Below are 19786 nucleotides of genomic sequence, written 5' to 3'. Positions count from 1 at the left end.
GAGGGGCCGGCAAGGGAACCAAAAAGGCCGCCACCTCCGCCCGGAAGGCCCGCAAAGCGGTCTCCAAGGCGGCCAAGGCCAGGGGCGTCGGCAAGGCCAAGAAGACGGTAAGGCAGGCCGCTAAGCGGCCCGCAAAAAAGCTCACGAAAAAGCGAGCTAAGCGCTAGGAGCGGTTGACGAAACCGACATGAATCCTTTAATAAGCCTCGCATCCAAGTCGGATAGTTTTATGACGATGCCGGGCCCCGAAGGAACGAGGGGAGGGCGTCGTGTTCGCGTTTGTGGACACCTGCCCGAGATAGCAGAGATCTAGGAAGCACCGATCCCAGGGGATCGGCGACAGGAGAGAAGGCCGTGGCCCGTATTGCCGGCGTGAATATTCCAACCAACAAGCGCGTGCTGATCGCGCTTCAGTACATCCATGGCATCGGCCAGAAGAACGCAGCCGACATCGTGGAGAAGGTCAAGATCCCGCTGGACCGTCGCGTCAGCCAGCTCACCGACCAGGAAGTGCTGCAGATTCGCGAAGTGATCGACCGCGACTATGTCGTCGAGGGCGACCTTCGGCGCGAGGTCGGCATCAACATCAAGCGGCTGATGGACCTCGGCTGCTATCGCGGCCTGCGCCATCGCCGTGGCCTGCCGGTGCGCGGCCAGCGCACCCACACCAATGCGCGCACGCGCAAGGGGCCGGCCAAGGCGATCGCCGGCAAGAAGAAGTAAGTTTGCGAATAGCGATTGGCGGTGGCGAAGAGAATCATTCGCCATGCGCCATTCGCCTTTTGAGGTGTAGCCGCTGGCATTACGGCGGCGTTGAGATCACAGGAAAGGTTTGGAATGGGCAAGGAAGCCACCCGCGTACGCCGCCGCGAACGCAAGAACATCGCCTCCGGCATCGCGCATGTGAATTCGTCGTTCAACAACACCACGATCACCATCACCGACGCGCAGGGCAACACCATTGCCTGGTCTTCCGCCGGCACGATGGGTTTCAAGGGGTCGCGCAAGTCGACCCCGTATGCCGCGCAGGTTGCGGCGGAGGACGTTTCCAAGAAGGCGCAGGAGCATGGCATGCGCACGCTGGAAGTCGAAGTTGCCGGCCCCGGTTCGGGCCGTGAGTCGGCGCTCCGCGCGCTGCAGGCTGCGGGCTTCACCGTTACCTCGATCCGCGACGTGACGACGATCCCGCACAATGGCTGCCGTCCGCGCAAGCGCCGGCGCGTCTGATGGTTGGTCGCGGGGCGGCTTTGCCGTCTCGCGATTGTTTTTGGAATTGACCGCGCGGACTAATCCGCGACGCCAGTAAGTTGATGTCGACTGGCCCAAATCGACTTCACCACGGGTGACACAGTGACGATCCAGAAGAATTGGCAGGAACTTATTCGACCGAACAAGCTGCAGGTGACGGCCGGCTCCGATGCCGCGCGGTTTGCGACCATTGTCGCCGAGCCGCTCGAGCGCGGCTTCGGCCAGACGCTCGGCAACGCGTTGCGCCGCATCCTGTTGTCCTCGCTGCAGGGCGCTGCGGTGCAGTCGGTGCATATCGACGGCGTGCTGCACGAGTTCTCTTCGATCGCGGGCGTCCGTGAGGACGTTACCGACATCGTCCTCAACATCAAGGACATCTCGATCAAGATGCAGGGCGAAGGCCCCAAGCGGATGGTCGTGAAGAAGCAGGGTCCGGGCGTCGTCACCGCCGGCGACATCCAGACCGTCGGCGACGTCGTGGTGCTCAATCCGGATCTCGTGCTCTGCACCCTGGACGACGGTGCCGAGATCCGCATGGAGTTCACGGTCGCGACTGGCAAGGGCTATGTGCCCGCCGAGCGCAACCGTCCTGAGGACGCGCCGATCGGCCTGATCCCGGTCGACAGCCTGTTCTCGCCGGTGCGCAAGGTCTCCTACAAGGTCGAGAACACCCGCGAGGGCCAGATTCTCGACTACGACAAGCTGACGATGACGATCGAGACCAACGGCGCGATCACGCCGGATGACTCGGTGGCCTATGCCGCGCGTATCCTGCAGGATCAGCTCAACGTGTTCGTCAATTTCGAGGAGCCGCGCAAGGAAGTCGCGCAGGAGATCATCCCCGATCTCGCCTTCAACCCGGCGTTCCTCAAGAAGGTCGACGAGCTCGAACTGTCGGTGCGTTCGGCCAACTGCCTGAAGAACGACAACATCGTCTATATCGGCGATCTCGTGCAGAAGTCCGAAGCGGAAATGCTCCGCACCCCGAACTTCGGCCGCAAGTCGCTGAACGAGATCAAGGAAGTGCTGGCCCAGATGGGGCTGCATCTCGGCATGGAAGTGCCGGGCTGGCCGCCGGAGAACATCGACGAGCTCGCCAAGCGCTTCGAGGATCATTACTGAGCGAAATATGAAGTGGCGAATAGCGAGTGGAAAACCACTCGTTATTCACCATTGGCTACTCACCATCCTGGGCGAACGCAGGAAGCCCACCTGAGAAACATGTCCGACGAGCCGTCGTGACAATCGAAAAGGAATAGATCATGCGTCACGGAAAGGTTCATCGGAAGCTCAATCGCACGGCCGAGCATCGGCGCGCGATGTTCGCCAACATGGCTGCGGCCCTGATCAAGCACGAGCAGATCGTGACCACGCTGCCGAAGGCCAAGGAGCTGCGCCCGATCGTCGAGAAGCTGGTCACGCTCGGCAAGAAGGGCGGGCTGGCGCTGCGCCGCCAGGCGATCTCGGAACTGCGCGACGTCGACATGGTCAAGAAGCTCTTCGACACGCTGGCGACCCGCTACAAGGACCGCCAGGGCGGCTACACCCGCATCATCAAGGCCGGCTTCCGCTATGGCGACAATGCCGCGATGGCCGTGATCGAGTTCGTCGACCGCGATGTCGACGCCAAGGGCCAGGATTCCGGCCCGGTGCAGGAAAAGGAAGCCGAGGCGGCGTAAGCCTGCTTCGATCCTGAAGGTTTGTGAAAGCGGCGCCATCGAGCGCCGCTTTTTCATTTCCGAGTGTAGGGTGGGCAAAGCGTAGCGTGCCCACCATCACGAGCGGAGTGTGAATGGTGGGCACGGCGCTGACGCGCCTTTGCCCACCCTACAATTCTGTTCGGCCTCGCTTTTCATTTTTGCACGGATACGTTGGCGCGACGTCAGCCATGCTGCATCCGGCAATTGCGTCCGTATCTCGGGCTCCCGATATCTCCGTGATCGAATTTACGGAGATACAACATGAAGATCGATCTTTCGGGAAAAACCGCGCTCGTCACGGGCTCGACTGCGGGCATCGGGCTGGCCATTGCCCGTGGCTTGGCGGCAACCGGCGCGGAAGTGATCGTCAACGGCCGCAGCCAGCCCAAGATCGATGCCGCCGTTGCTGCGACTCAGAAGGCGGTCGCAGGCGCCAAGGTTCGCGGCATCGCCGCCGACGTTTCCACAGCGGCCGGATGCAAGGCGCTGCTATCGGCACAACCCGAGGTCGACATCCTCATCAACAATGCTGGCATCTTCGAGCCGAAGAACTTCTTCGAAATCCCCGACGAGGACTGGACCCGCTTCTTCGAGGTCAATGTGATGTCGGGCGTGCGCCTGTCGCGCGGCTATATGCAGGGCATGCTGAAGCGCAACTGGGGCCGCATCGTCTTCATCGCCTCCGAGTCCGCGCTGAGCATTCCGAAGGAAATGATCCAGTACGGCATGACCAAGACCGCCCAGCTTTCGATTTCGCGCGGGCTCGCTGAGCTCACTCGCGGCACCGCGGTGACCGTCAATTCCGTTCTGCCGGGCCCGACCCTGTCGGAAGGCGTGGACACCTTCGTCAAGGATCTCGCCAGGCAGAACGGAGAGCCTGAGGACGAGGCGGTGGCGAACTTCGTCAAGCAGCACCGCCCGACCTCGCTCCTGCAGCGCTTCGCCAGCGTCGACGAGATCGCCAACATGGTGGTCTATGTTTCTTCGAAAGAGGCCTCCGCGACCAACGGGGCGGCACTCCGCGTCGAAGGGGGTATCATCAACACCATCTGAGGCGGCTCGCGCTCCGTCATTGCGAGTGTAAGCGAAGCAATCCATAGTACCGCTTGCTGAGGCGTGGATTGCTTCGTCGCTGTCGCTCCTCGCAATGACGAGGGAGGGGGCGCGGGCTCAATTGTGGGGTGGGCAAAGCGCAGCTTGCCCACCATCACGATCACGGCGTTAGACGGTGGGCACGCTGCGCTTTACCCACCCCACGGATCCGCGCTTTTTTCGGAGGCGCGGATTGCGTAGAACAGTTTCATGAAGCTGACCCTGTCCACCCGCCATCAGCGGCTGGTTAAGATCACCTCGGCGCGCTGGCAGCGACGTGCGATCTTTCTGCTCGGCGGCGTCGTTGTTGGCGCGGCCGCGGTGCTGCTGGCCCAGCTCTCCGATCTGGCGCAGCAGGCCTTCGCGATGCTGCTGTCCAAATCGCGTTATGCATCGCTTCTTGTCACGCCGATCGGCTTTGGGCTGTCGGCGTTGCTCACGGCCAGGCTGTTTCCGAACGCCCAGGGCAGCGGCATTCCGCAGGCGATCGCCGCGCGTCATCTCACCAACCAGCAGGCGAGGGAACGGCTCGTATCCATACGTATCGCGGTCGGAAAGATCATCCTGACCCTCTTTGGCTTGCTATGCGGTGCTTCGATCGGCCGCGAAGGACCAACGGTCCAGGTCGGTGCGTCCATCATGTTCGCAATCGGACGGGTGTCGCCGCGGCGGCAGCCGGGATTGATCCTGGCCGGTGCCGCGGCCGGTGTTGCCGCTGCCTTCAACACGCCGCTCGCGGGCATCGTGTTTGGCATCGAGGAGATGAGCCGCGCTTTCGAAACGCGCACCAGCAGCTTGATTATCGCGGCCGTCATTGCTGCGGGCCTGACGTCGCTCGCGCTGATGGGCAATTATGACTATTTCGGTACGAGCGCGGTGACGTTGAACCGCGGCATCGACTGGCTCGCAATTCCCGTCTGCGGAGTCGTCGGCGGTTTGATGGGCGGCCTGTTCAGTCGCATCGTCATTACCGTGGCGCGCGGGTTTCGGGGGTTCGTGGGACAGGCGATTCGACGCCATTCAGTGCCATTTGCAGCACTGTGCGGCCTGGCGGTTGCGCTCTGTGGACTGGGGTCCGGCGACACGGTCTATGGCACAGGCTACTCGCAAGTGAAGGATGCACTCGAGAGCGGCGCACCGTTGCCTGAGAGCTTCGGGTTCCTGAAGTTCCTGGCCACTGCCTTGGCAGCCATCAGCGGCATTCCCGGCGGCATCTTTTCGCCATCGCTGGCGGTAGGCGCTGGACTTGGCTCGAACGTGGCGTCCTTCTTTCACGGAGCGCCTTTGGCGGCGATCATGCTGCTCGGCATGGTCTCGTATTTCGCCGGTGTCGTGCAAGCCCCCATCACGGCGTTCGTCATCGTGACCGAGATGACCGGGGATCACACCATGGTGGTGCCGCTGATGACCGCCGCATTGATTGCCTACGGCACCTCGCGATTGGTTTGCGAGGAAGGAATTTACCACGCGCTCGCCAAAGGCTTCATCGAGCGGTCAACGCCGCCTACCGAAGCGGCGCGTCCACCAGTTCAGGCGTGACACGAGCGGGCGCGCACCAGGCGCGCCCGCATGCAGTCGGGTCTACCACCCCTCCAGCACGATCTTGCCGCGCGACTTGCCGCTCTCGAGCAGGGCGTGCGCCCGCTTCAGATTGGCTGCGTTGATGGTGCCGAACGTCTCGGCGAGCGTGGTGCGCAGCACGCCCTTGTCGATGAGATCGGCGACATCGTTCAGCAAATGATGCTGCGCGATCATGTCCGGGGTCTGGAACGAGGAGCGCGTGAACATCGATTCCCAGTGTACCGAGATCGCCTTGCCCTTGAATGCACTGACATTGAATTCCGGCGGATCGTCGATCAGGCCGAACTTGCCCTGCGGCGCCATGAAATCGGCGATCGCCTTGTAGTGCTGGTCGGTGAAGGTGAGGCTGGCGACGAGGCCGACCGGCGGCAGCCTCAGTTTCTCGATCTGCTCCTTCATCGGCTTGCCATGATCGACCACGGCATGCGCGCCGAGCTCTAGGCACCATTTCTGCGACTCCGGCCGCGTCGCGGTCGCGACCACCGTCAGGCCGGTCAGCCGCCGCGCGAGCTGGATCAGGATCGAGCCGACGCCGCCGGCGGCGCCGACGATCAGGAGCGTACGTGGATCGAGGCTCTTGCCGGGTGCGGCGCCGAGCCGGTCGAACAGCAATTCCCACGCCGTGATCGAGGTCAGGGGCAGGGCAGCGGCCTGCGCAAACGACAGCGTCTTCGGCTTCGCGCCGACGATGCGCTCATCGACCAGATGGAATTCCGAATTGGTGCCCTGGCGCAGGATCGAGCCCGCATAGAAGACCTCGTCCCCTCGCTTGAACAGGCTGACGTCGGGGCCGACAGCGTCGACCACGCCGGCTGCGTCGAAGCCCAAAATCTTGACCTCGCCCTCGGGCGGAGCTGCGCGCTTGCGCACCTTGTAATCGACGGGATTGGCGGAGATCGCCTTGACCGCGACGCGGATGTCGCGCCCCTTGGGTTCCGGTCTTGCGGCATCGAAATCGAACAGCGATTCCGCATCCTCGATCGGCAGGGATTTCTTGTATCCGACGGCCTTCATTGCCTTCTCCCTTGTCTGGTTGCGATCTAACTCTCGCGCTGGCGCCCAGTTGGCAAGTACGGTAAATTCAGGGAACTAGTCCCTGTTTGGATACTATTGGAAGAAAGCCCCATGAAACGGCGAAATTTTGCCCATCGGCCGGGCTGCGCGGTCGAGGCGACGCTCGACCTGATCGATGGCAAATGGAAGGGGGTCATCCTGTTCCATCTGTTGTCCGGCACGCAGCGGTTCGGCGAGTTGCGGCGGCGGATGCCCGGCATCACCCAGCGCATGCTGACCAAGCAGCTTCGCGCGCTCGAGGAGGACAAGCTCATCATCCGCAAGGTCTACGCCGAGGTGCCGCCACGGGTCGAATACACCGTGTCCGAAATCGGCGAGAGCCTGCGGCCGGTGATCGAGATCCTCAAGCAATGGGGCGAGACTCACCGGGCGCGGCTGTCCTGTGCGCCCGCGCCCGATCCCATCGAGGCGGCGCAGACCGCCGCCTGAAGCAAGCAATCGCTTCTCTCACCGCTGGCTCACGCCTATATCAAGACGACGAATTCCCGGGAACTTTACATGACGCTGATTCGCTTAGCCGCCGTGTTGTTGATTTCAGCCGCCGCCGCGACACCGGCGCTGGCGCAGGACCGGCGCGTGCCGTCCTCGCCGGCCGAGCTGAAACTGTCCTATGCGCCGATCGTGCAGCGCGTACAGCCGGCGGTCGTCAACGTCTACGCCGCCAAGACCGTGCAGACCCGCAATCCGTTCCTGGATGACCCGATCTTCCGCCGCTTCTTCGGCGTGCCCGGCCAGCCCGAGCAGATGCAGCGCTCGCTCGGCTCCGGCGTGATGGTCGATCCCTCCGGCCTCGTCGTCACCAACAACCACGTCATCGAGGGCGCCGACCAGGTGAAGATCTCGCTCGCCGACAAACGCGAGTTCGAGGCTGAGATCGTGCTCAAGGACAGCCGCACCGACCTCGCGGTGCTGCGCATAAAGGACGCGAAAGAGAAATTCGCGACGCTTGATTTCGCCAATTCCGACGAACTCCTGGTCGGCGATGTCGTGCTCGCGATCGGCAATCCCTTCGGCGTCGGCCAGACCGTGACGCATGGCATCATCTCGGCGCTCGCGCGTACGCAAGTCGGCATCACCGACTACCAGTTCTTCATCCAGACCGATGCGGCCATCAATCCCGGCAATTCCGGCGGCGCGCTGGTCGACATGACCGGGCGGCTCGCCGGCATCAACACCGCGATCTTTTCGCGCTCCGGCGGTTCGCAGGGCATCGGCTTTGCGATTCCCGCCAACATGGTGCGCGTGGTGGTGGCGTCCGCCAAGAGCGGCGGCAAGGCGGTGAAGCGGCCATGGCTCGGCGCGCGGCTGCAGGCGGTGACGCCTGACATCGCCGAGACGCTCGGGCTGAAGCTGCCAAACGGCGCACTGGTCGCGAACGTCGCGCCGAACAGCCCGGCGGCGCATGCGGGGCTGAAGCCGTCGGACTTGATCGTTGCGATCGATGGCCAGACCATCGATGATCCCAACGCCTTCGACTACCGTTTTGCGACCCGTCCGCTCGGCGGCTCCGCCCAGATCGACGTGCAGCGTGGCGGCAAGACCATCAAGCTCACCGTGCCGCTGGAGACCGCGCCCGATACGGGACGTGACGAGATCGTGCTGACCGCGCGCTCGCCATTCCAGGGTGCCAAGGTGGCAAATATCTCGCCGGCGCTCGCGGACGAATTGCATCTCGATGCCGGGGTCGAAGGCGTCGTCGTCACCGACCTCGCCGACGACGGCACGGCCGCCAATGTCGGCTTCCAGAAGGGCGATATCATCCTTGCCGTCAACAACCAGAAGATCGCGCGCACCGGCGATCTCGAGAAGGCCTCGAAAGCGGCGTCACGGATCTGGCGGATCACGCTGGTGCGCGGCGGCCAGCAGATCAACGTGACCCTCGGCGGATGAGCGCGAAGCGCCAGCACGAATCCTCCACCAACCTCTTTGCCGCGGCAGGGATGGAGCAGGATGCGCCGCATCCGCTGCCCGATCGTCTGCGGCCGCGAAAACTTTCCGATGTCGTCGGGCAGGACCATATCCTCGGCCCCGATGGGGCGCTGACGCGCATGCTGGAGACGCGCACGCTGGGTTCGCTGATCTTCTGGGGGCCGCCGGGCACCGGCAAGACCACGGTGGCGCGGCTTCTGGCCGACGCGACCGATCTGCATTTCGAGCAGATTTCCGCGGTATTTTCTGGTGTCGCCGATTTGAAGAAGGCGTTCGACGCGGCGCGTGCGCGGCGCGAGACCGGCAAGGGCACGCTGTTGTTCGTCGACGAGGTCCATCGCTTCAACCGCGCGCAGCAGGATTCCTTCCTGCCCGTGATGGAAGACGGCACGGTGGTTTTGGTCGGCGCCACCACCGAAAATCCGTCCTTCGAGCTCAACGCCGCGCTCCTGTCGCGGGCGCGCGTGCTGGTGTTCCATTCGCTCGATACCGAAGCGATCGAAAAGCTCTACGCGCATGCTGAAGAGGTCGAGGGCAGGAAGCTGCCGCTGGATGCGGAGGCGCGCGCCGTGCTGGTGCGGATGGCCGACGGCGACGGCCGCGCCGCGCTGACGCTCGCCGAAGAAGTCTGGCGCTCCGCGCGCAAGGATGAGGTTTTCACCCCCGCCCAATTGCAAGACATCCTGCAGCGCCGCGCGCCGATCTACGACAAGTCCGCCGACGGCCATTACAACCTGATCTCGGCGCTGCATAAATCGGTGCGCGGCTCCGATCCGGATGCGGCGTTGTATTATTTCGCGCGCATGCTCGATGCCGGGGAGGACCCGCTGTTCCTGGCGCGGCGCGTGGTGCGCATGGCGGTGGAGGATATCGGCCTTGCCGATCCGCAGGCGCTGGTGATCGCCAATGCCGCCAAGGACGCTTATGACTTCCTCGGCTCGCCTGAGGGCGAGCTCGCGATCGCGCAGGCCGTGGTCTATGTCGCCACCGCGCCGAAATCGAATGCCGTCTACACCGCATTTGCCGCGGCGAAGCAGGTGGCAAAGCAGGGCGGCTCCCTGCTGCCGCCCAAGCACATCCTGAACTCCCCGACCAAATTGATGAAGTCGGAAGGCTATGGCTCCGGCTACCAATACGACCACGATGCGCCCGACGCCTTCTCCGGGCAGGACTACTTTCCGGAAGCCCTGGGCCGCCAGACCTTTTACGATCCGCCCGACCGCGGCTTCGAGCGCGAAATCCGCAAGCGGCTGGACTATTGGGCAAGGCTCAGGAAGGAGCGGGACGTGACGTAGACCGCCCCGGCTCTCAAATCACTAGCTCGCCTGGGCCGGCGGCCCGGCACGCATCCAGCCGAGGATGGTTTCGAGCCTTGCGACCACGTCCCGGATTTCCAGGACCTGCTGCATCCTTTCGACGCCGACCTCCAGGAGCTGGACGACGACATCGGCAAGCACGCCCGGCTCGCCGGCATAGCGGTAGAGCGATTGCGGCGGCACCGTGTTGGTGGAGCTCCGATACGCCTCGAAGATCTCACCCGTCAGCGCGAAAGCCTCCGTGTCGAGCGCGCGCACCTCGTCGAGCGGCACGACCTCGGCCGCGAGGAAGTCGGCTTCTGCGGGTCTGACGACAGCGACGCGCTTGCCGCAGGAAACCCGTACCTTCTGGTTTCCGTTCGGCAACTCGACGCGGTTCATGATATCGGCGACGACGCCGACCGAATAAAGCGCGTCGAAATTTGGGTCGTCGTCTTCGGCCCGTCGCTGCGTAATCACGACGATGCGCCCATCATTGGCGGCCGCGCTTTCGATTGCGCGCCGCGTCTTCTCGCGTCCGACGAAGATCGGTGAGATCAACTGCGGGAAGAACACGATGTCCCGCATCGGCGCGACGGGGATCACCGTGCCGCCGTTGAGCGATGGGGCAGGGGGACCCTTTCCCTGGGCGGCAACCGGCTGGCTGGACTGGATGGCCGCCGACAGCACGTTCCAGTCGTGAAAGCCCAAGGTCCTGGCGACCAGTTCAAGGCTCCCGCTGTGGCTGACGGATATTGATTTGGCTTTGAGCGCATCGCGCAGCGTCTGCGCCATGGCCTTGGCATCGCGGAAATCGCGCATGGATCGTCCTCTGCTGTAAGCGAACGAGAAATCGTCAGGTGCTTGCGTTGCTGACTCGTTCGCCGGGGCAAAGGAAGCCGGAAGCGGCTCGATACGTTCACCATACCCTGTTCGGGCGCAAGCAGCGGGTCGTATCCACCCGCGGAAAATATGCATGGCGTTCCCGACACTGTCAACGAGTATAGGTGGCTTGTTGCACGCGTCTCGTCAAACCGACGTCACCTTTTGGAGGTTTTGCGCGGGATTTGCGGTGATTTCGCCGTGACGGCCAGCCGCATTTGCGCTACGCAACACCCGACCTCTGGAGCCAAAACAGCATGAGCCGCCGCGTCAAGAGACCATTGTCAAAATCGGGCGATCGTGGTGATCGCCCGAAGGGCGCGCGGCCCTTTCGCAATCGTCACGAGGGCGATCGGCCGCCGATGCATCGCGCGGGCGCAAAGCCGCCGCGCTTTGCCCAGCCGCGGCGGGAGAAATCGGCCCCGCCCGTTGCAGCAGAGCCCGCGAAAGCTGCCGCCGAGCTGCCGTTGCCGACAAAAGTCCAGACCGTCACCGTGACCGCGGACGAGAACAACATGCGCGTCGACCGGTTTCTCGAGGCGCGGTTTCCCGGGCTGTCGTTCTCTCATATCCAGCGCATCGTTCGAAAGGGCGAGCTGCGCGTCAACGGCAAGCGCGCCGACAGCAAGGACCGGTTGGAGGAGGGACAGAGCGTACGCATCCCACCGCTGAAGCTCGATGCCCCGAAGGTGGTTGGTCAGCTCTCCGAGGCCGCGACGAAGACGCTTGCCGCGCTGAAGGAGATGACGCTGTTCGAGGACGCCGACGTGCTGGTGCTGAACAAGCCCGCCGGGCTTGCCGTGCAGGGCGGTTCCGGCACTACGCGCCATGTCGATCAGATGCTGGAAGTGATGCGCGACGCCAAGGGCCAGAAGCCGCGCCTGGTGCACCGGATCGACAAGGAAACCTCGGGCTGCCTTTTGGTTGCGAAGACGCGCTTTGCCGCGACGCAACTCACCGGCGCGTTTCGTTCGCGCTCGGCGCGCAAAATCTATTGGGCGTTGGTGGCGGGCGTGCCCAAACCGAAGCAGGGCCGCATTTCGACCTATCTTGCGAAGGAGGAAGGCGAGGACGACACTATCATGCGGATCGCTGCCCATGGCGATGAGGGCGCAAGCCACGCCGTCACCTACTACGCGGTGGTCGAAACCGCTGCGCAGAAGCTAGGGTGGGTATCGCTGAAGCCGGTCACGGGACGTACCCACCAGTTGCGCGCGCATATGGCGCATATTGGTCACGCGATCGTGGGCGATCCCAAATATTTCAATCGGGAGAATTGGGAACTTCCGGGCGGGTTGCAGAACAGGCTGCATCTGCTCGCGCGGCGCATCGTGATTCCGCATCCGCGCGGCGGGGTCATCGACGTCACCGCACCGTTGCCGCCGCATATGCAGCAATCCTGGAACCTGCTAGGGCTCGACACCAGCCGGTTCGACCCGATCGAGAACGCGCCCGAGGAATAATTTATTTGCGGTTTCAAAGGAGCGTTCCGACATATCCATCATGAGATATTCAGCGCTTGCACTCACCCTTGCCTTGCTGCTTGCCGCGCCCGCGGCGTCGGCACAGTTCATCGCGCCTGGCACTAACCCGAACCTTTTTCCGCCCCCTCCTGCACCGCCGCCGCCACCGAAGATCGTGGCGCCGACGACCCCGATGATGCGCGGAGAACCAGAATCTCAGTTGCCCCGATTGCCAAGTCCCCGCGCGTCGACCCGCCGATCGTTCGGTGACCGTGTCAGAAGCTGTCTCGACGAGGGCGCGGCTGCCGGCCTCGATCCCGCCGATCGCGCCGCCTATTCGCGCAGTTGCGCCGCACGTGACTGAGGCCTGAACTGACTGAAGAGCAGGTCTCTCAGTCGTCATTGCGAGGAGCGAAGCGACGAAGCAATCCACGTCTCCGCAAGTGGCGAAATGGATTGCTTCGCTTCGCTCGCAATGACGGGGGGCGGCAACGGCTGCGGTGCCCACAACGATCTTTGATCTCGTCGGCTTTATTTGCCCCGACGCCTGACTTATCCTGTGAGCAGACGAACCCCAACGGAAGCTTGCGAAGACATGCGCGAATTGTTCGATGAAGCGGCGGGACAATCCCCGCTAGATCCGCAGGAGGCGGCGCGTCGCAACGTGCGCGCGCCGCAGCGCAAGCGGTTCTATGGCCGCGCCGATGTCGCCGAGGAGGACGGCGGCTTTGCCGTGACGCTCGACGGCAGGCCGATCCGTACGCCATCGGGAAAGAAGGTGACGGTGCCGTCGTGCGCAATCGCGGACGCCGTCGCTGCCGAGTGGAACGCGCAAGGAGAGATGATCGATCCGCTGACCATGCCGCTGACGCGCTTTGCCAACAGCGTGATCGAGGGCGTGGTTGGTCGCGTCGACGTGGTCGCTGACGACGCCGCAAAATATCTCGGCTCGGATCTGTTGTTCTATCGCGCCGGCCGTCCAGAGGCGCTGGTCGCCCGCGAGGCCGAGCATTGGGATCCGATCCTGTTTTGGGCCGCGGATACGCTCGGCGCGCATTTCATCCTCGCGGAAGGCATCGTGCACGTCGCCCAGCCGGAAAGCGCGATCCAAGCCGCGCGCGAGGCGTTTCCGAGCGATCCATGGTCGGTGGCCGCGCTGCATGTGGTGACGACGCTCACCGGCTCGGCGTTGCTTGCGCTGGCCTTGACCCACGGTTTTCGGGACGCGGCGCAAATCTGGACCGCCGCCCATGTCGACGAGGACTGGAACATCGAGCAGTGGGGCTTGGACGAGGAGGTCGCCGCGCGCCGCGCCGCACGGCTGGTCGATTTCAACGCGGCCGCCAGCATCCTGAAGACGCTGAACTAAGTTCCTTTGGCGCAACCGCCACCGCTAAGTTAACGGGAGGTTTACGGCGCGGAGGTAGGCTCTAGCCTTCCAGCCGAGACCCTCCGACATGGCGCTGACCATCAATCCCGTGCTGCCGGTGCTTTCCGCCAAGGAGGTGGGCAGCGTCGCACCCGATCTCGTGCTGCAGCCGGGCAGCGTGATCAATGCGCAGGTGCTGAAGGTGCTCTCCGCCGACCTGGTCCGGATCGCGATCTCGAGCCTGTCGATCGACGTGCTCTCGGAAGTTCCCTTGAAGGAGGGGCAGGCGCTGCAGCTCGCGGTATCCCAGACCAAGGACGGGATCCGTCTTGCGATGCTCGGGCAGGGCGATGCCGCCGCTGACGACGCGGTGACGCTATCGCCCGACGCGCAGCTCGCCACCGCCAATCCCTCGACGACGGCCCAGCCCAAGAACGTCCTTACGCCGGTGGAGCGCGCGGCTGTCGCCAACGCCGCGCAAAATGCGGCGACGGTGCAGCAGAGCCTGGCGCCGTTGTTTGCCAATCTCGGCGCATTGGCTGCCGCGGGTAACCTGCCGCCAAGGCTGCAGCAGGCGATTGCGCAGGTGCTGACGCAGCAAACCCGGCTCGACCAGAACCTTGACGGCGGCGATATCAAGAATGCGTTCGAGCGCTCCGGCCTGTTCTTCGAGGCGGCGCTGGCCGCCGGCACCGCATCGCCGGCCGCGGGCGTTCCCGATCTGAAGGCCGCCCTGATCGTGCTGCGGCAGACCCTGCTGTCGTCGCTCGGCACGGCGAATGCCGCGCCGCCGGCCTCCACCGCCGCGGGACAGGCCGCGGCACATCCCGCGCTCACCCAAAATCTCGCGCCATCCGATCTCGAGGTCGAGGAAATCCTGCTGCCGCAGGCGCGCGTTCCGGTCGCCGACGATCTCGTGATGCCCGGCACCATCGGCCGGGGCACGTCAAATGCCGGCTCCTCCGCCGGTGCGACGCTGAATCTGCTGCAGGAACTCGGCAATTCCGCGCGTCCGACTGACATCGCCGCCGATGTTACCGTCCACACCAATACGCCGGCACCGCCGTTCCGAGGCGCGCTTCCCACCGCCCAGCCCGTCGCCTCGCCATCGGTCGCGCCGGATATGCGGCTCGCCGCCGCGGCGCATCATCTGCTTGGCGACACCGATGCCGCGTTGGCGCGGCAGACGCTGTTGCAGGTGGCGTCTCTGCCGGACCGCATCGATCCCGCGCATCAGCAGATCGACACCTCGTCGCCGCGCTGGCATTTCGAAATCCCGTTCGCAACGCCGCAAGGCACGGCGATGGCGCAGTTCGAGATTTCCCGTGACGGCGGCGGCGGTGTTGAGGCCGAGGCTGCCAAGCGCATCTGGCGGGCGCGTTTCTCGCTCGATGTCGAACCGGCAGGCCCGATCCATGCGCTGATCTCACTCATCGGCGACCAGACTTCGGTGCGGATGTGGGCGGAACGCCCGGCGACCGCCGCGCAGCTTCGCGCCAGCGTGCCGCAGTTGAGCCAGGCGCTGAGCCGGGCCGAGCTTCTGCCCGGCGACATCGTGATCCAGGACGCGCGCGCCGCAGGCAGCACCGGCTCGCGCCGGCCATTTCCTGGACCGCGCGCTATGAGCGTCGAGACCAAGAGCCAGCTCGCGGTCGCCCTGCATTACGACCACAGCGGCGCGCCGACGGTGGTTGCCAAGGGCAGGGGCGCGATCGGCGCCAAGATCATCGAGCTCGCAAGAGCCCACGACATCCCGATCGAGGAGAACGAGGTCCTGGCGGGCGCACTTTCCAATGTCGAGCTCGGCGACGAGATCCCGGTCGAGCTCTACAAGGCCGTTGCGGAAGTTCTGGTGTTCGTGCTCCGCCTGTCGGGCCGCGCCCGGTAAGGTTCTTGCCATCGTTTCATCACGATGGCATCCATCATGGTCTGCTCCTCAACCCATCCAGGTTCAGCCGTGATCAATCGCCGCCAAGCGCTCGGTCTCCTCACCGCCGCGTCCGTTCTGCCGACCCGCAGCCTCGCCAACGTGTCCTACCAGCGCAACGAGTTTCGCGACAGCCTGGCGCGGCGCTTCTTCGAGCTCGGCACCGAGGGGACCTTCGTCGCCTACAAGGTCGACGATTACCTGATCATCGCCAGCGACAAGCGAAGGTCGAGCGAGGGCAAATTGCCGGCCTCGACCTTCAAGATCCCGAATTCGGTCATCGCGCTGGATACCGGCGTGGTCGAAGACCCTGACAAGGACGTGTTCAAGTGGGACGGCGTGACGCGCAGCGTCGAGGCCTGGAACAAGGACCATACGCTGCGCTCGGCGATCGCCGTTTCCGCCGTGCCGGTCTATCAGGAGATCGCGCGGCGCATCGGCGAAGAGCGGATGAAGAAATATCTCGATCTGCTCGAATACGGCAACCAAGACATCGGCGGCGGCATCGACCAGTTCTGGCTGACGGGAAACCTGCGCATCGATCCGGTCCAGCAAATCGATTTCGTGGACCGCCTGCGGCGCGGCACGTTGCCGGTCTCCAAGCGCGCCCAGGAGCTGACGCGCGACATCCTCCCCGTGACCAAGGTCGGCGACGCCACCATCCGCGCCAAGAGCGGCCTCGTCGGCGCCGAAATCGGCAAGCCCTCGCTCGGCTGGCTGGTCGGCTGGGTCGAGAAGGGGTCCTCCGTCACCGTGTTCGCGATGAACATGGACTGTAAGAACGAGAGCCACATCGCCGCCCGCATGACCGTGACGCAGCAATGCCTCGCCGACATCGTGGCGTATTGATGGGCTGATGCGCGCCCGCACTGGCTGGTGCGCAAATCGATGCCGGACTAACATCTCCGTACAATGAAAAATCATGCGGAGGAAACCATGCATTCGGCTTCAATCTGGCTCTCGTCGCTCACACTTGCCGCCGCCGGCGGCTGGTTCGCGGCCACGATGTTTGCCGCGCCGGCGACCAGCAAGGAGCCGCGCTTCCCGCAGCTCACTATGGACCAGCTCGACGAAAAGCAGCGACCGCTGGGCGAGCAGATCATGAAGGTCTCGAGCGTCGGCATCGGCGGCCCCTACAACCCGATGATCCGCAGTCCCGTGCTCGGCCAGCGGCTGTTCGACCTGTTCTATTATTTGCGCTGGCAGACCTCGGTGCCGACCAAGCTCAATGAGTTTGCAATCCTGATCATTGGTCAGCAATGGCGCTCGCAAGTCGAATGGTTCGCGCACGCGCCGCTCGCGGCCAAGGCCGGCCTGTCGGGCGATATCATTGCCGAGCTGCAAGCCAACAAGCGGCCGTCAAACATGGCCGAGGATGAGGCCGCGGTCTATGATTTCGTCACTGAGCTGACCACCACCAAGAAGGTATCGGACGAGACCTATGCGCGGGCGAAGAAGGTGTTCAACGATCAGCAGATCGTGGATTTGACCGCGGTCGCCGGCAACTATGTCATGGTCGCGATGATGCTTGCCATGGCGGTGGAGACCGTGCCGCCCGGCAAGGAGGAGCCGTTCAAGGTGGGGGAGTGACGGAGCCGCGGCTTGCAACGCCTCCTGTGCCTGACGCCGGCCGCATCCACGCTTTGCCGGCGTCAGCGAACGAAGGAATGGCCGGGATTGTCCCGGCCGTCGATTATCAAGCCTGAGGCGACTTCGCCTTTCCGATCCGTCCCATATGGGTGAAGCCGAATCCTGCCTGATATTTCAGTCCGTAGCCGAGCGCGCGGTCGATGCCGATATGGGCGAGCCAGATCATTGCGATCGAGAGCACCAGCGGCTCGGCGGTCGCAAAGCCCGCGGTCATCAGGGCCACGGGCGCCATGTAGCTGTGGGCGGCATTGTAGATGACCGCGCCCTCCTTGGGGCCAATGACATAGCCGGCAAAGCTCAAATCGGGCGCCAGGAACAGGATCGCATAGACCCACCACGAGCCGCCCCACATCGCGTACAGCACCGTCATGCCCACAAACAGCGTCAGCCCCTCCAGCCTGAGCAATAGGCGCACGCCGCCGGTGACCGAGCCGGCCTCGGCTGTGGTGTTATCCATGGTTTCCTCCCCAAATTTGCGCTGATCCAAGTACCGCCCGTGCCCGGGATTCGGGGCAAGAAGGTGGTTTCCGGTTCAGAAAATGCCGTGTTAGAACCCCGCGCGGGTTCCAGCAGCCAATCACTAGCTAATGCGGGCGGAAGCAAATGAAAGATATCCTCGACACCCTCGAAGAGCGGCGCGCCGGCGCCAAGCTGGGCGGCGGCATCAAGCGCATCGAGGCACAGCATGCCCGCGGCAAGCTGACGGCGCGGGAGCGCATCGAGCTGCTCCTGGACAAGGGCTCGTTCGAGGAATTCGACATGTTCGTCGAGCACCGCTCGACCGAATTCGGCATGGAGAAGTCCAAGGTTCCCGGCGACGGCGTCGTCACCGGATGGGGCACCGTTAACGGCCGCAAGACCTTCGTCTTCGCCAAGGATTTTACCGTGTTCGGCGGCTCGCTGTCGGAAACGCATGCGCTGAAGATCACCAAGCTGCAGGATATGGCGATGAAGGCGAGGGCCCCGATCATCGGCCTCTATGACGCCGGCGGCGCGCGGATCCAGGAGGGCGTCGCGGCGCTGGCGGGCTATTCCTACGTGTTCCGCCGCAACGTCATCGCCTCCGGCGTGATCCCGCAGATTTCCGTCATCATGGGCCCCTGCGCCGGCGGTGACGTCTATTCGCCTGCCATGACCGACTTCATCTTCATGGTGAAGAACACGAGCTACATGTTCGTGACTGGTCCTGATGTGGTGAAGACCGTGACCAACGAAGTGGTGACCGCCGAGGAGCTCGGCGGCGCCTCGGTGCACGCGACGCGCTCCTCGATCGCCGACGGCGCGTTCGAGAACGACGTCGACGCGCTGTTGCAGATGCGTCGGCTGATCGACTTCCTGCCCTCGAACAACACCGACGGCGTGCCGGAATGGCCGAGCTTCGACGATATCGGCCGGGTCGACATGTCCCTGGACACGCTGATCCCCGATAATCCGAACAAGCCCTATGACATGATGGAATTGATCCTGAAGGTCGTTGACGAGGGCGACTTCTTCGAGATCTCCGAGACGTTCGCCAAGAACATCGTCACCGGATTCGGCCGCATCGCGGGCCGCACGGTGGGCTTTGTCGCCAACCAGCCGATGGTGCTCGCCGGCGTGCTCGACAGCGATGCGTCGCGCAAGGCCGCGCGCTTTGTTCGTTTTTGCGATGCCTTCAACATCCCGATCGTCACCTTCGTCGACGTGCCCGGCTTCCTGCCCGGCACCGCGCAGGAATATGGCGGCCTGATCAAGCACGGCGCAAAACTGTTGTTCGCCTATTCGCAATGCACGGTGCCGCTCGTCACCATCATCACCCGCAAGGCCTATGGCGGTGCCTTCGACGTCATGGCCTCGAAGGAGATCGGCGCTGACATGAACTATGCCTGGCCGACCGCGCAGATCGCGGTGATGGGCGCCAAGGGCGCGGTCGAGATCATCTTCCGCTCCGACATCGGCGATCCAGACAAGATCGCCGCCCGCACCAAGGAATACGAAGACCGCTTCCTCTCCCCCTTCATCGCCGCCGAGCGCGGCTATATCGACGACGTCATCATGCCGCATTCGACGCGGCGCCGGATCGCGCGGGCACTCGCGATGCTCAAGGACAAGAAGGTCGAGATCCCCGCAAAGAAGCACGACAATTTGCCGTTGTAGGGATGCCGTAGGGCGGGTTAGCGAAGCGTAACCCGCCATCCCTCCTTGCGGTTATGTTGCGGCGGATTACGCTTCGCTAGTCCGCCCTACAAATGTACGGAGGAAGCGACATGCCTACTGCGCTTTTCATCGTCCGTTCGACCGTTACCGACCCTGCGAAACGCGCCGCGTTTGACGCATGGTATTCGCGCGAGCATTTGCCGGATGCGCTGAAATCGTTCCGGGCGCAGAAGGCGTGGCGGCACTGGAGCGCGACGGATCCGTCGCAGCATCTGGCGACGTATCAGTTTGCCGACCAGACCTCGCTCGATCGCGCGGTCAATGGCGAGGAGATGAAGCGGCTGATCGCCGACTTCAACCGCGATTGGCCTGATGTCACGCGCACGCGCGAGGTGCTGGTGTTGGCGGAAGAGGTTGTGGCGTAACCTCAGCGCCGCGCG

General features: G+C 63.9%; 19 protein-coding genes and 1 pseudogene. 17 read left to right on the top strand and 3 right to left on the bottom strand.

Translation table 11 applies throughout. The features are described from left to right. Positions 1-354: 354 nt before the first annotated feature. The 6 genes from rpsM to CWO89_RS22550 all read left to right on the top strand — a co-directional run bounded on the left by rpsM (position 355) and on the right by CWO89_RS22550 (position 5579). Positions 355-723 (top strand): 30S ribosomal protein S13, encoded by a 369-nt coding sequence (gene rpsM / locus CWO89_RS22575; protein ID WP_130580944.1) that lies wholly within the window; start codon positions 355-357, stop codon positions 721-723. Between the two features lie 114 nt (positions 724-837). Beyond that, entirely contained in the window at positions 838-1227 is a 390-nt protein-coding gene (gene rpsK, locus CWO89_RS22570; protein WP_006021048.1) for a 30S ribosomal protein S11, read from the top strand. 99 nt (positions 1228-1326) lie between these two features. Next, positions 1327-2370, top strand: coding sequence for a DNA-directed RNA polymerase subunit alpha (locus tag CWO89_RS22565; protein WP_207234542.1), 1044 nt, complete (start codon positions 1327-1329; stop codon positions 2368-2370). 140 nt (positions 2371-2510) lie between these two features. Further along, positions 2511-2927 carry a 50S ribosomal protein L17 gene (gene rplQ / locus CWO89_RS22560; protein ID WP_130580942.1) on the top strand — a complete coding sequence of 139 codons (417 nt, stop codon included), beginning with the start codon at positions 2511-2513 and terminating at the stop codon, positions 2925-2927. 282 nt (positions 2928-3209) lie between these two features. Continuing rightward, complete coding sequence (locus CWO89_RS22555) at positions 3210-4001, top strand: SDR family NAD(P)-dependent oxidoreductase (protein WP_130580941.1); 792 nt, start codon at positions 3210-3212, stop codon at positions 3999-4001. Positions 4002-4250: 249 nt separating this feature from the next. Beyond that, the gene (locus CWO89_RS22550; RefSeq protein WP_130580940.1) at positions 4251-5579 is read left to right on the top strand and encodes a chloride channel protein; all 1329 of its coding nucleotides are present in this window, start codon (positions 4251-4253) and stop codon (positions 5577-5579) included. Positions 5580-5621: 42 nt separating this feature from the next. Here the strand turns inward: CWO89_RS22550 and CWO89_RS22545 are convergent, their stop codons facing one another. Beyond that, positions 5622-6635 (bottom strand): zinc-binding alcohol dehydrogenase family protein, encoded by a 1014-nt coding sequence (locus tag CWO89_RS22545; RefSeq protein WP_130580939.1) that lies wholly within the window; start codon positions 6633-6635, stop codon positions 5622-5624. Between the two features lie 111 nt (positions 6636-6746). On the opposite strand from CWO89_RS22545, the gene CWO89_RS22540 reads away from it, so the two are divergent. From CWO89_RS22540 to CWO89_RS22530, 3 genes are all read left to right on the top strand, one after another. After that, a complete protein-coding gene (locus CWO89_RS22540) occupies positions 6747-7124 on the top strand; it encodes a winged helix-turn-helix transcriptional regulator (protein ID WP_130580938.1) in 378 nt (125 codons plus the stop codon). A gap of 69 nt (positions 7125-7193) precedes the next feature. Continuing rightward, positions 7194-8585, top strand: coding sequence for a DegQ family serine endoprotease (locus CWO89_RS22535; protein ID WP_130580937.1), 1392 nt, complete (start codon positions 7194-7196; stop codon positions 8583-8585). After that, positions 8582-9919, top strand: coding sequence for a replication-associated recombination protein A (locus tag CWO89_RS22530; RefSeq protein ID WP_130580936.1), 1338 nt, complete (start codon positions 8582-8584; stop codon positions 9917-9919). The genes CWO89_RS22535 and CWO89_RS22530 overlap by 4 nt, the downstream gene beginning before the upstream one ends. Positions 9920-9940: 21 nt before the next feature. Here CWO89_RS22530 and CWO89_RS22525 read toward each other — a convergent pair whose 3' ends face one another. Next, positions 9941-10741 carry an LON peptidase substrate-binding domain-containing protein gene (locus tag CWO89_RS22525; RefSeq protein ID WP_130580935.1) on the bottom strand — a complete coding sequence of 267 codons (801 nt, stop codon included), beginning with the start codon at positions 10739-10741 and terminating at the stop codon, positions 9941-9943. A gap of 317 nt (positions 10742-11058) precedes the next feature. Between CWO89_RS22525 and CWO89_RS22520 the strand changes: the two genes are divergently transcribed. The 6 genes and pseudogenes from CWO89_RS22520 to CWO89_RS22490 all read left to right on the top strand — a co-directional run bounded on the left by CWO89_RS22520 (position 11059) and on the right by CWO89_RS22490 (position 17150). Then, positions 11059-12264, top strand: a complete 1206-nt coding sequence (locus tag CWO89_RS22520) for an RluA family pseudouridine synthase (protein ID WP_130580934.1) — start codon at positions 11059-11061, stop codon at positions 12262-12264. Positions 12265-12859: 595 nt separating this feature from the next. Next, positions 12860-13633, top strand: coding sequence for an ATP12 family chaperone protein (locus CWO89_RS22510; RefSeq protein WP_130580932.1), 774 nt, complete (start codon positions 12860-12862; stop codon positions 13631-13633). A gap of 88 nt (positions 13634-13721) precedes the next feature. Beyond that, a pseudogene (gene fliK / locus CWO89_RS22505) lies at positions 13722-15143 on the top strand (flagellar hook-length control protein FliK); the annotation flags it as partial. Positions 15144-15254: 111 nt separating this feature from the next. Next, on the top strand, positions 15255-15521 hold the full coding sequence (locus CWO89_RS22500) for an EscU/YscU/HrcU family type III secretion system export apparatus switch protein (protein WP_130580931.1): 267 nt from the start codon (positions 15255-15257) through the stop codon (positions 15519-15521). Between the two features lie 69 nt (positions 15522-15590). Beyond that, complete coding sequence (blaOXA, locus tag CWO89_RS22495) at positions 15591-16409, top strand: class D beta-lactamase (protein ID WP_130580930.1); 819 nt, start codon at positions 15591-15593, stop codon at positions 16407-16409. A gap of 87 nt (positions 16410-16496) precedes the next feature. Further along, the gene (locus CWO89_RS22490) at positions 16497-17150 is read left to right on the top strand and encodes a carboxymuconolactone decarboxylase family protein (protein WP_130580929.1); all 654 of its coding nucleotides are present in this window, start codon (positions 16497-16499) and stop codon (positions 17148-17150) included. Positions 17151-17256: 106 nt separating this feature from the next. On the opposite strand, the gene CWO89_RS22485 is transcribed toward CWO89_RS22490, so the two are convergent. After that, a complete protein-coding gene (locus tag CWO89_RS22485; RefSeq protein ID WP_130580928.1) occupies positions 17257-17667 on the bottom strand; it encodes a DUF4260 domain-containing protein in 411 nt (136 codons plus the stop codon). A gap of 146 nt (positions 17668-17813) precedes the next feature. On the opposite strand from CWO89_RS22485, the gene CWO89_RS22480 reads away from it, so the two are divergent. Then, entirely contained in the window at positions 17814-19346 is a 1533-nt protein-coding gene (locus tag CWO89_RS22480) for an acyl-CoA carboxylase subunit beta (protein ID WP_130580927.1), read from the top strand. A 110-nt stretch (positions 19347-19456) separates the two neighbouring features. Then, entirely contained in the window at positions 19457-19771 is a 315-nt protein-coding gene (locus CWO89_RS22475; RefSeq protein WP_130580926.1) for a hypothetical protein, read from the top strand. Positions 19772-19786: the final 15 nt, after the last annotated feature.

Source organism: Bradyrhizobium sp. Leo170 (assembly GCF_004296405.1).
In the GTDB taxonomy this organism is placed as follows: domain Bacteria; phylum Pseudomonadota; class Alphaproteobacteria; order Rhizobiales; family Xanthobacteraceae; genus Bradyrhizobium.
The sequence above is the reverse complement of the archived record's forward strand: the minus strand, read 5'-3'. Positions and strand labels throughout refer to the sequence as shown.

Bases quoted from the DNA above. Each gene is read 5' to 3' on its own strand.
- rpsK (WP_006021048.1), top strand. From the start codon at position 838: ATGGGCAAGGAAGCCACCCGCGTACGCCGCCGCGAACGCAAGAACATC.
- rplQ (WP_130580942.1), top strand. From the start codon at position 2,511: ATGCGTCACGGAAAGGTTCATCGGAAGCTCAATCGCACGGCCGAGCAT.
- CWO89_RS22555 (WP_130580941.1), top strand. From the start codon at position 3,210: ATGAAGATCGATCTTTCGGGAAAAACCGCGCTCGTCACGGGCTCGACT.
- CWO89_RS22550 (WP_130580940.1), top strand. From the start codon at position 4,251: ATGAAGCTGACCCTGTCCACCCGCCATCAGCGGCTGGTTAAGATCACC.
- CWO89_RS22545 (WP_130580939.1), bottom strand. From the start codon at position 6,635: ATGAAGGCCGTCGGATACAAGAAATCCCTGCCGATCGAGGATGCGGAA.
- CWO89_RS22540 (WP_130580938.1), top strand. From the start codon at position 6,747: ATGAAACGGCGAAATTTTGCCCATCGGCCGGGCTGCGCGGTCGAGGCG.
- CWO89_RS22535 (WP_130580937.1), top strand. From the start codon at position 7,194: ATGACGCTGATTCGCTTAGCCGCCGTGTTGTTGATTTCAGCCGCCGCC.
- CWO89_RS22530 (WP_130580936.1), top strand. From the start codon at position 8,582: ATGAGCGCGAAGCGCCAGCACGAATCCTCCACCAACCTCTTTGCCGCG.
- CWO89_RS22525 (WP_130580935.1), bottom strand. From the start codon at position 10,741: ATGCGCGATTTCCGCGATGCCAAGGCCATGGCGCAGACGCTGCGCGAT.
- CWO89_RS22520 (WP_130580934.1), top strand. From the start codon at position 11,059: ATGAGCCGCCGCGTCAAGAGACCATTGTCAAAATCGGGCGATCGTGGT.
- CWO89_RS22510 (WP_130580932.1), top strand. From the start codon at position 12,860: ATGCGCGAATTGTTCGATGAAGCGGCGGGACAATCCCCGCTAGATCCG.
- CWO89_RS22500 (WP_130580931.1), top strand. From the start codon at position 15,255: ATGAGCGTCGAGACCAAGAGCCAGCTCGCGGTCGCCCTGCATTACGAC.
- CWO89_RS22490 (WP_130580929.1), top strand. From the start codon at position 16,497: ATGCATTCGGCTTCAATCTGGCTCTCGTCGCTCACACTTGCCGCCGCC.
- CWO89_RS22485 (WP_130580928.1), bottom strand. From the start codon at position 17,667: ATGGATAACACCACAGCCGAGGCCGGCTCGGTCACCGGCGGCGTGCGC.
- CWO89_RS22480 (WP_130580927.1), top strand. From the start codon at position 17,814: ATGAAAGATATCCTCGACACCCTCGAAGAGCGGCGCGCCGGCGCCAAG.
- CWO89_RS22475 (WP_130580926.1), top strand. From the start codon at position 19,457: ATGCCTACTGCGCTTTTCATCGTCCGTTCGACCGTTACCGACCCTGCG.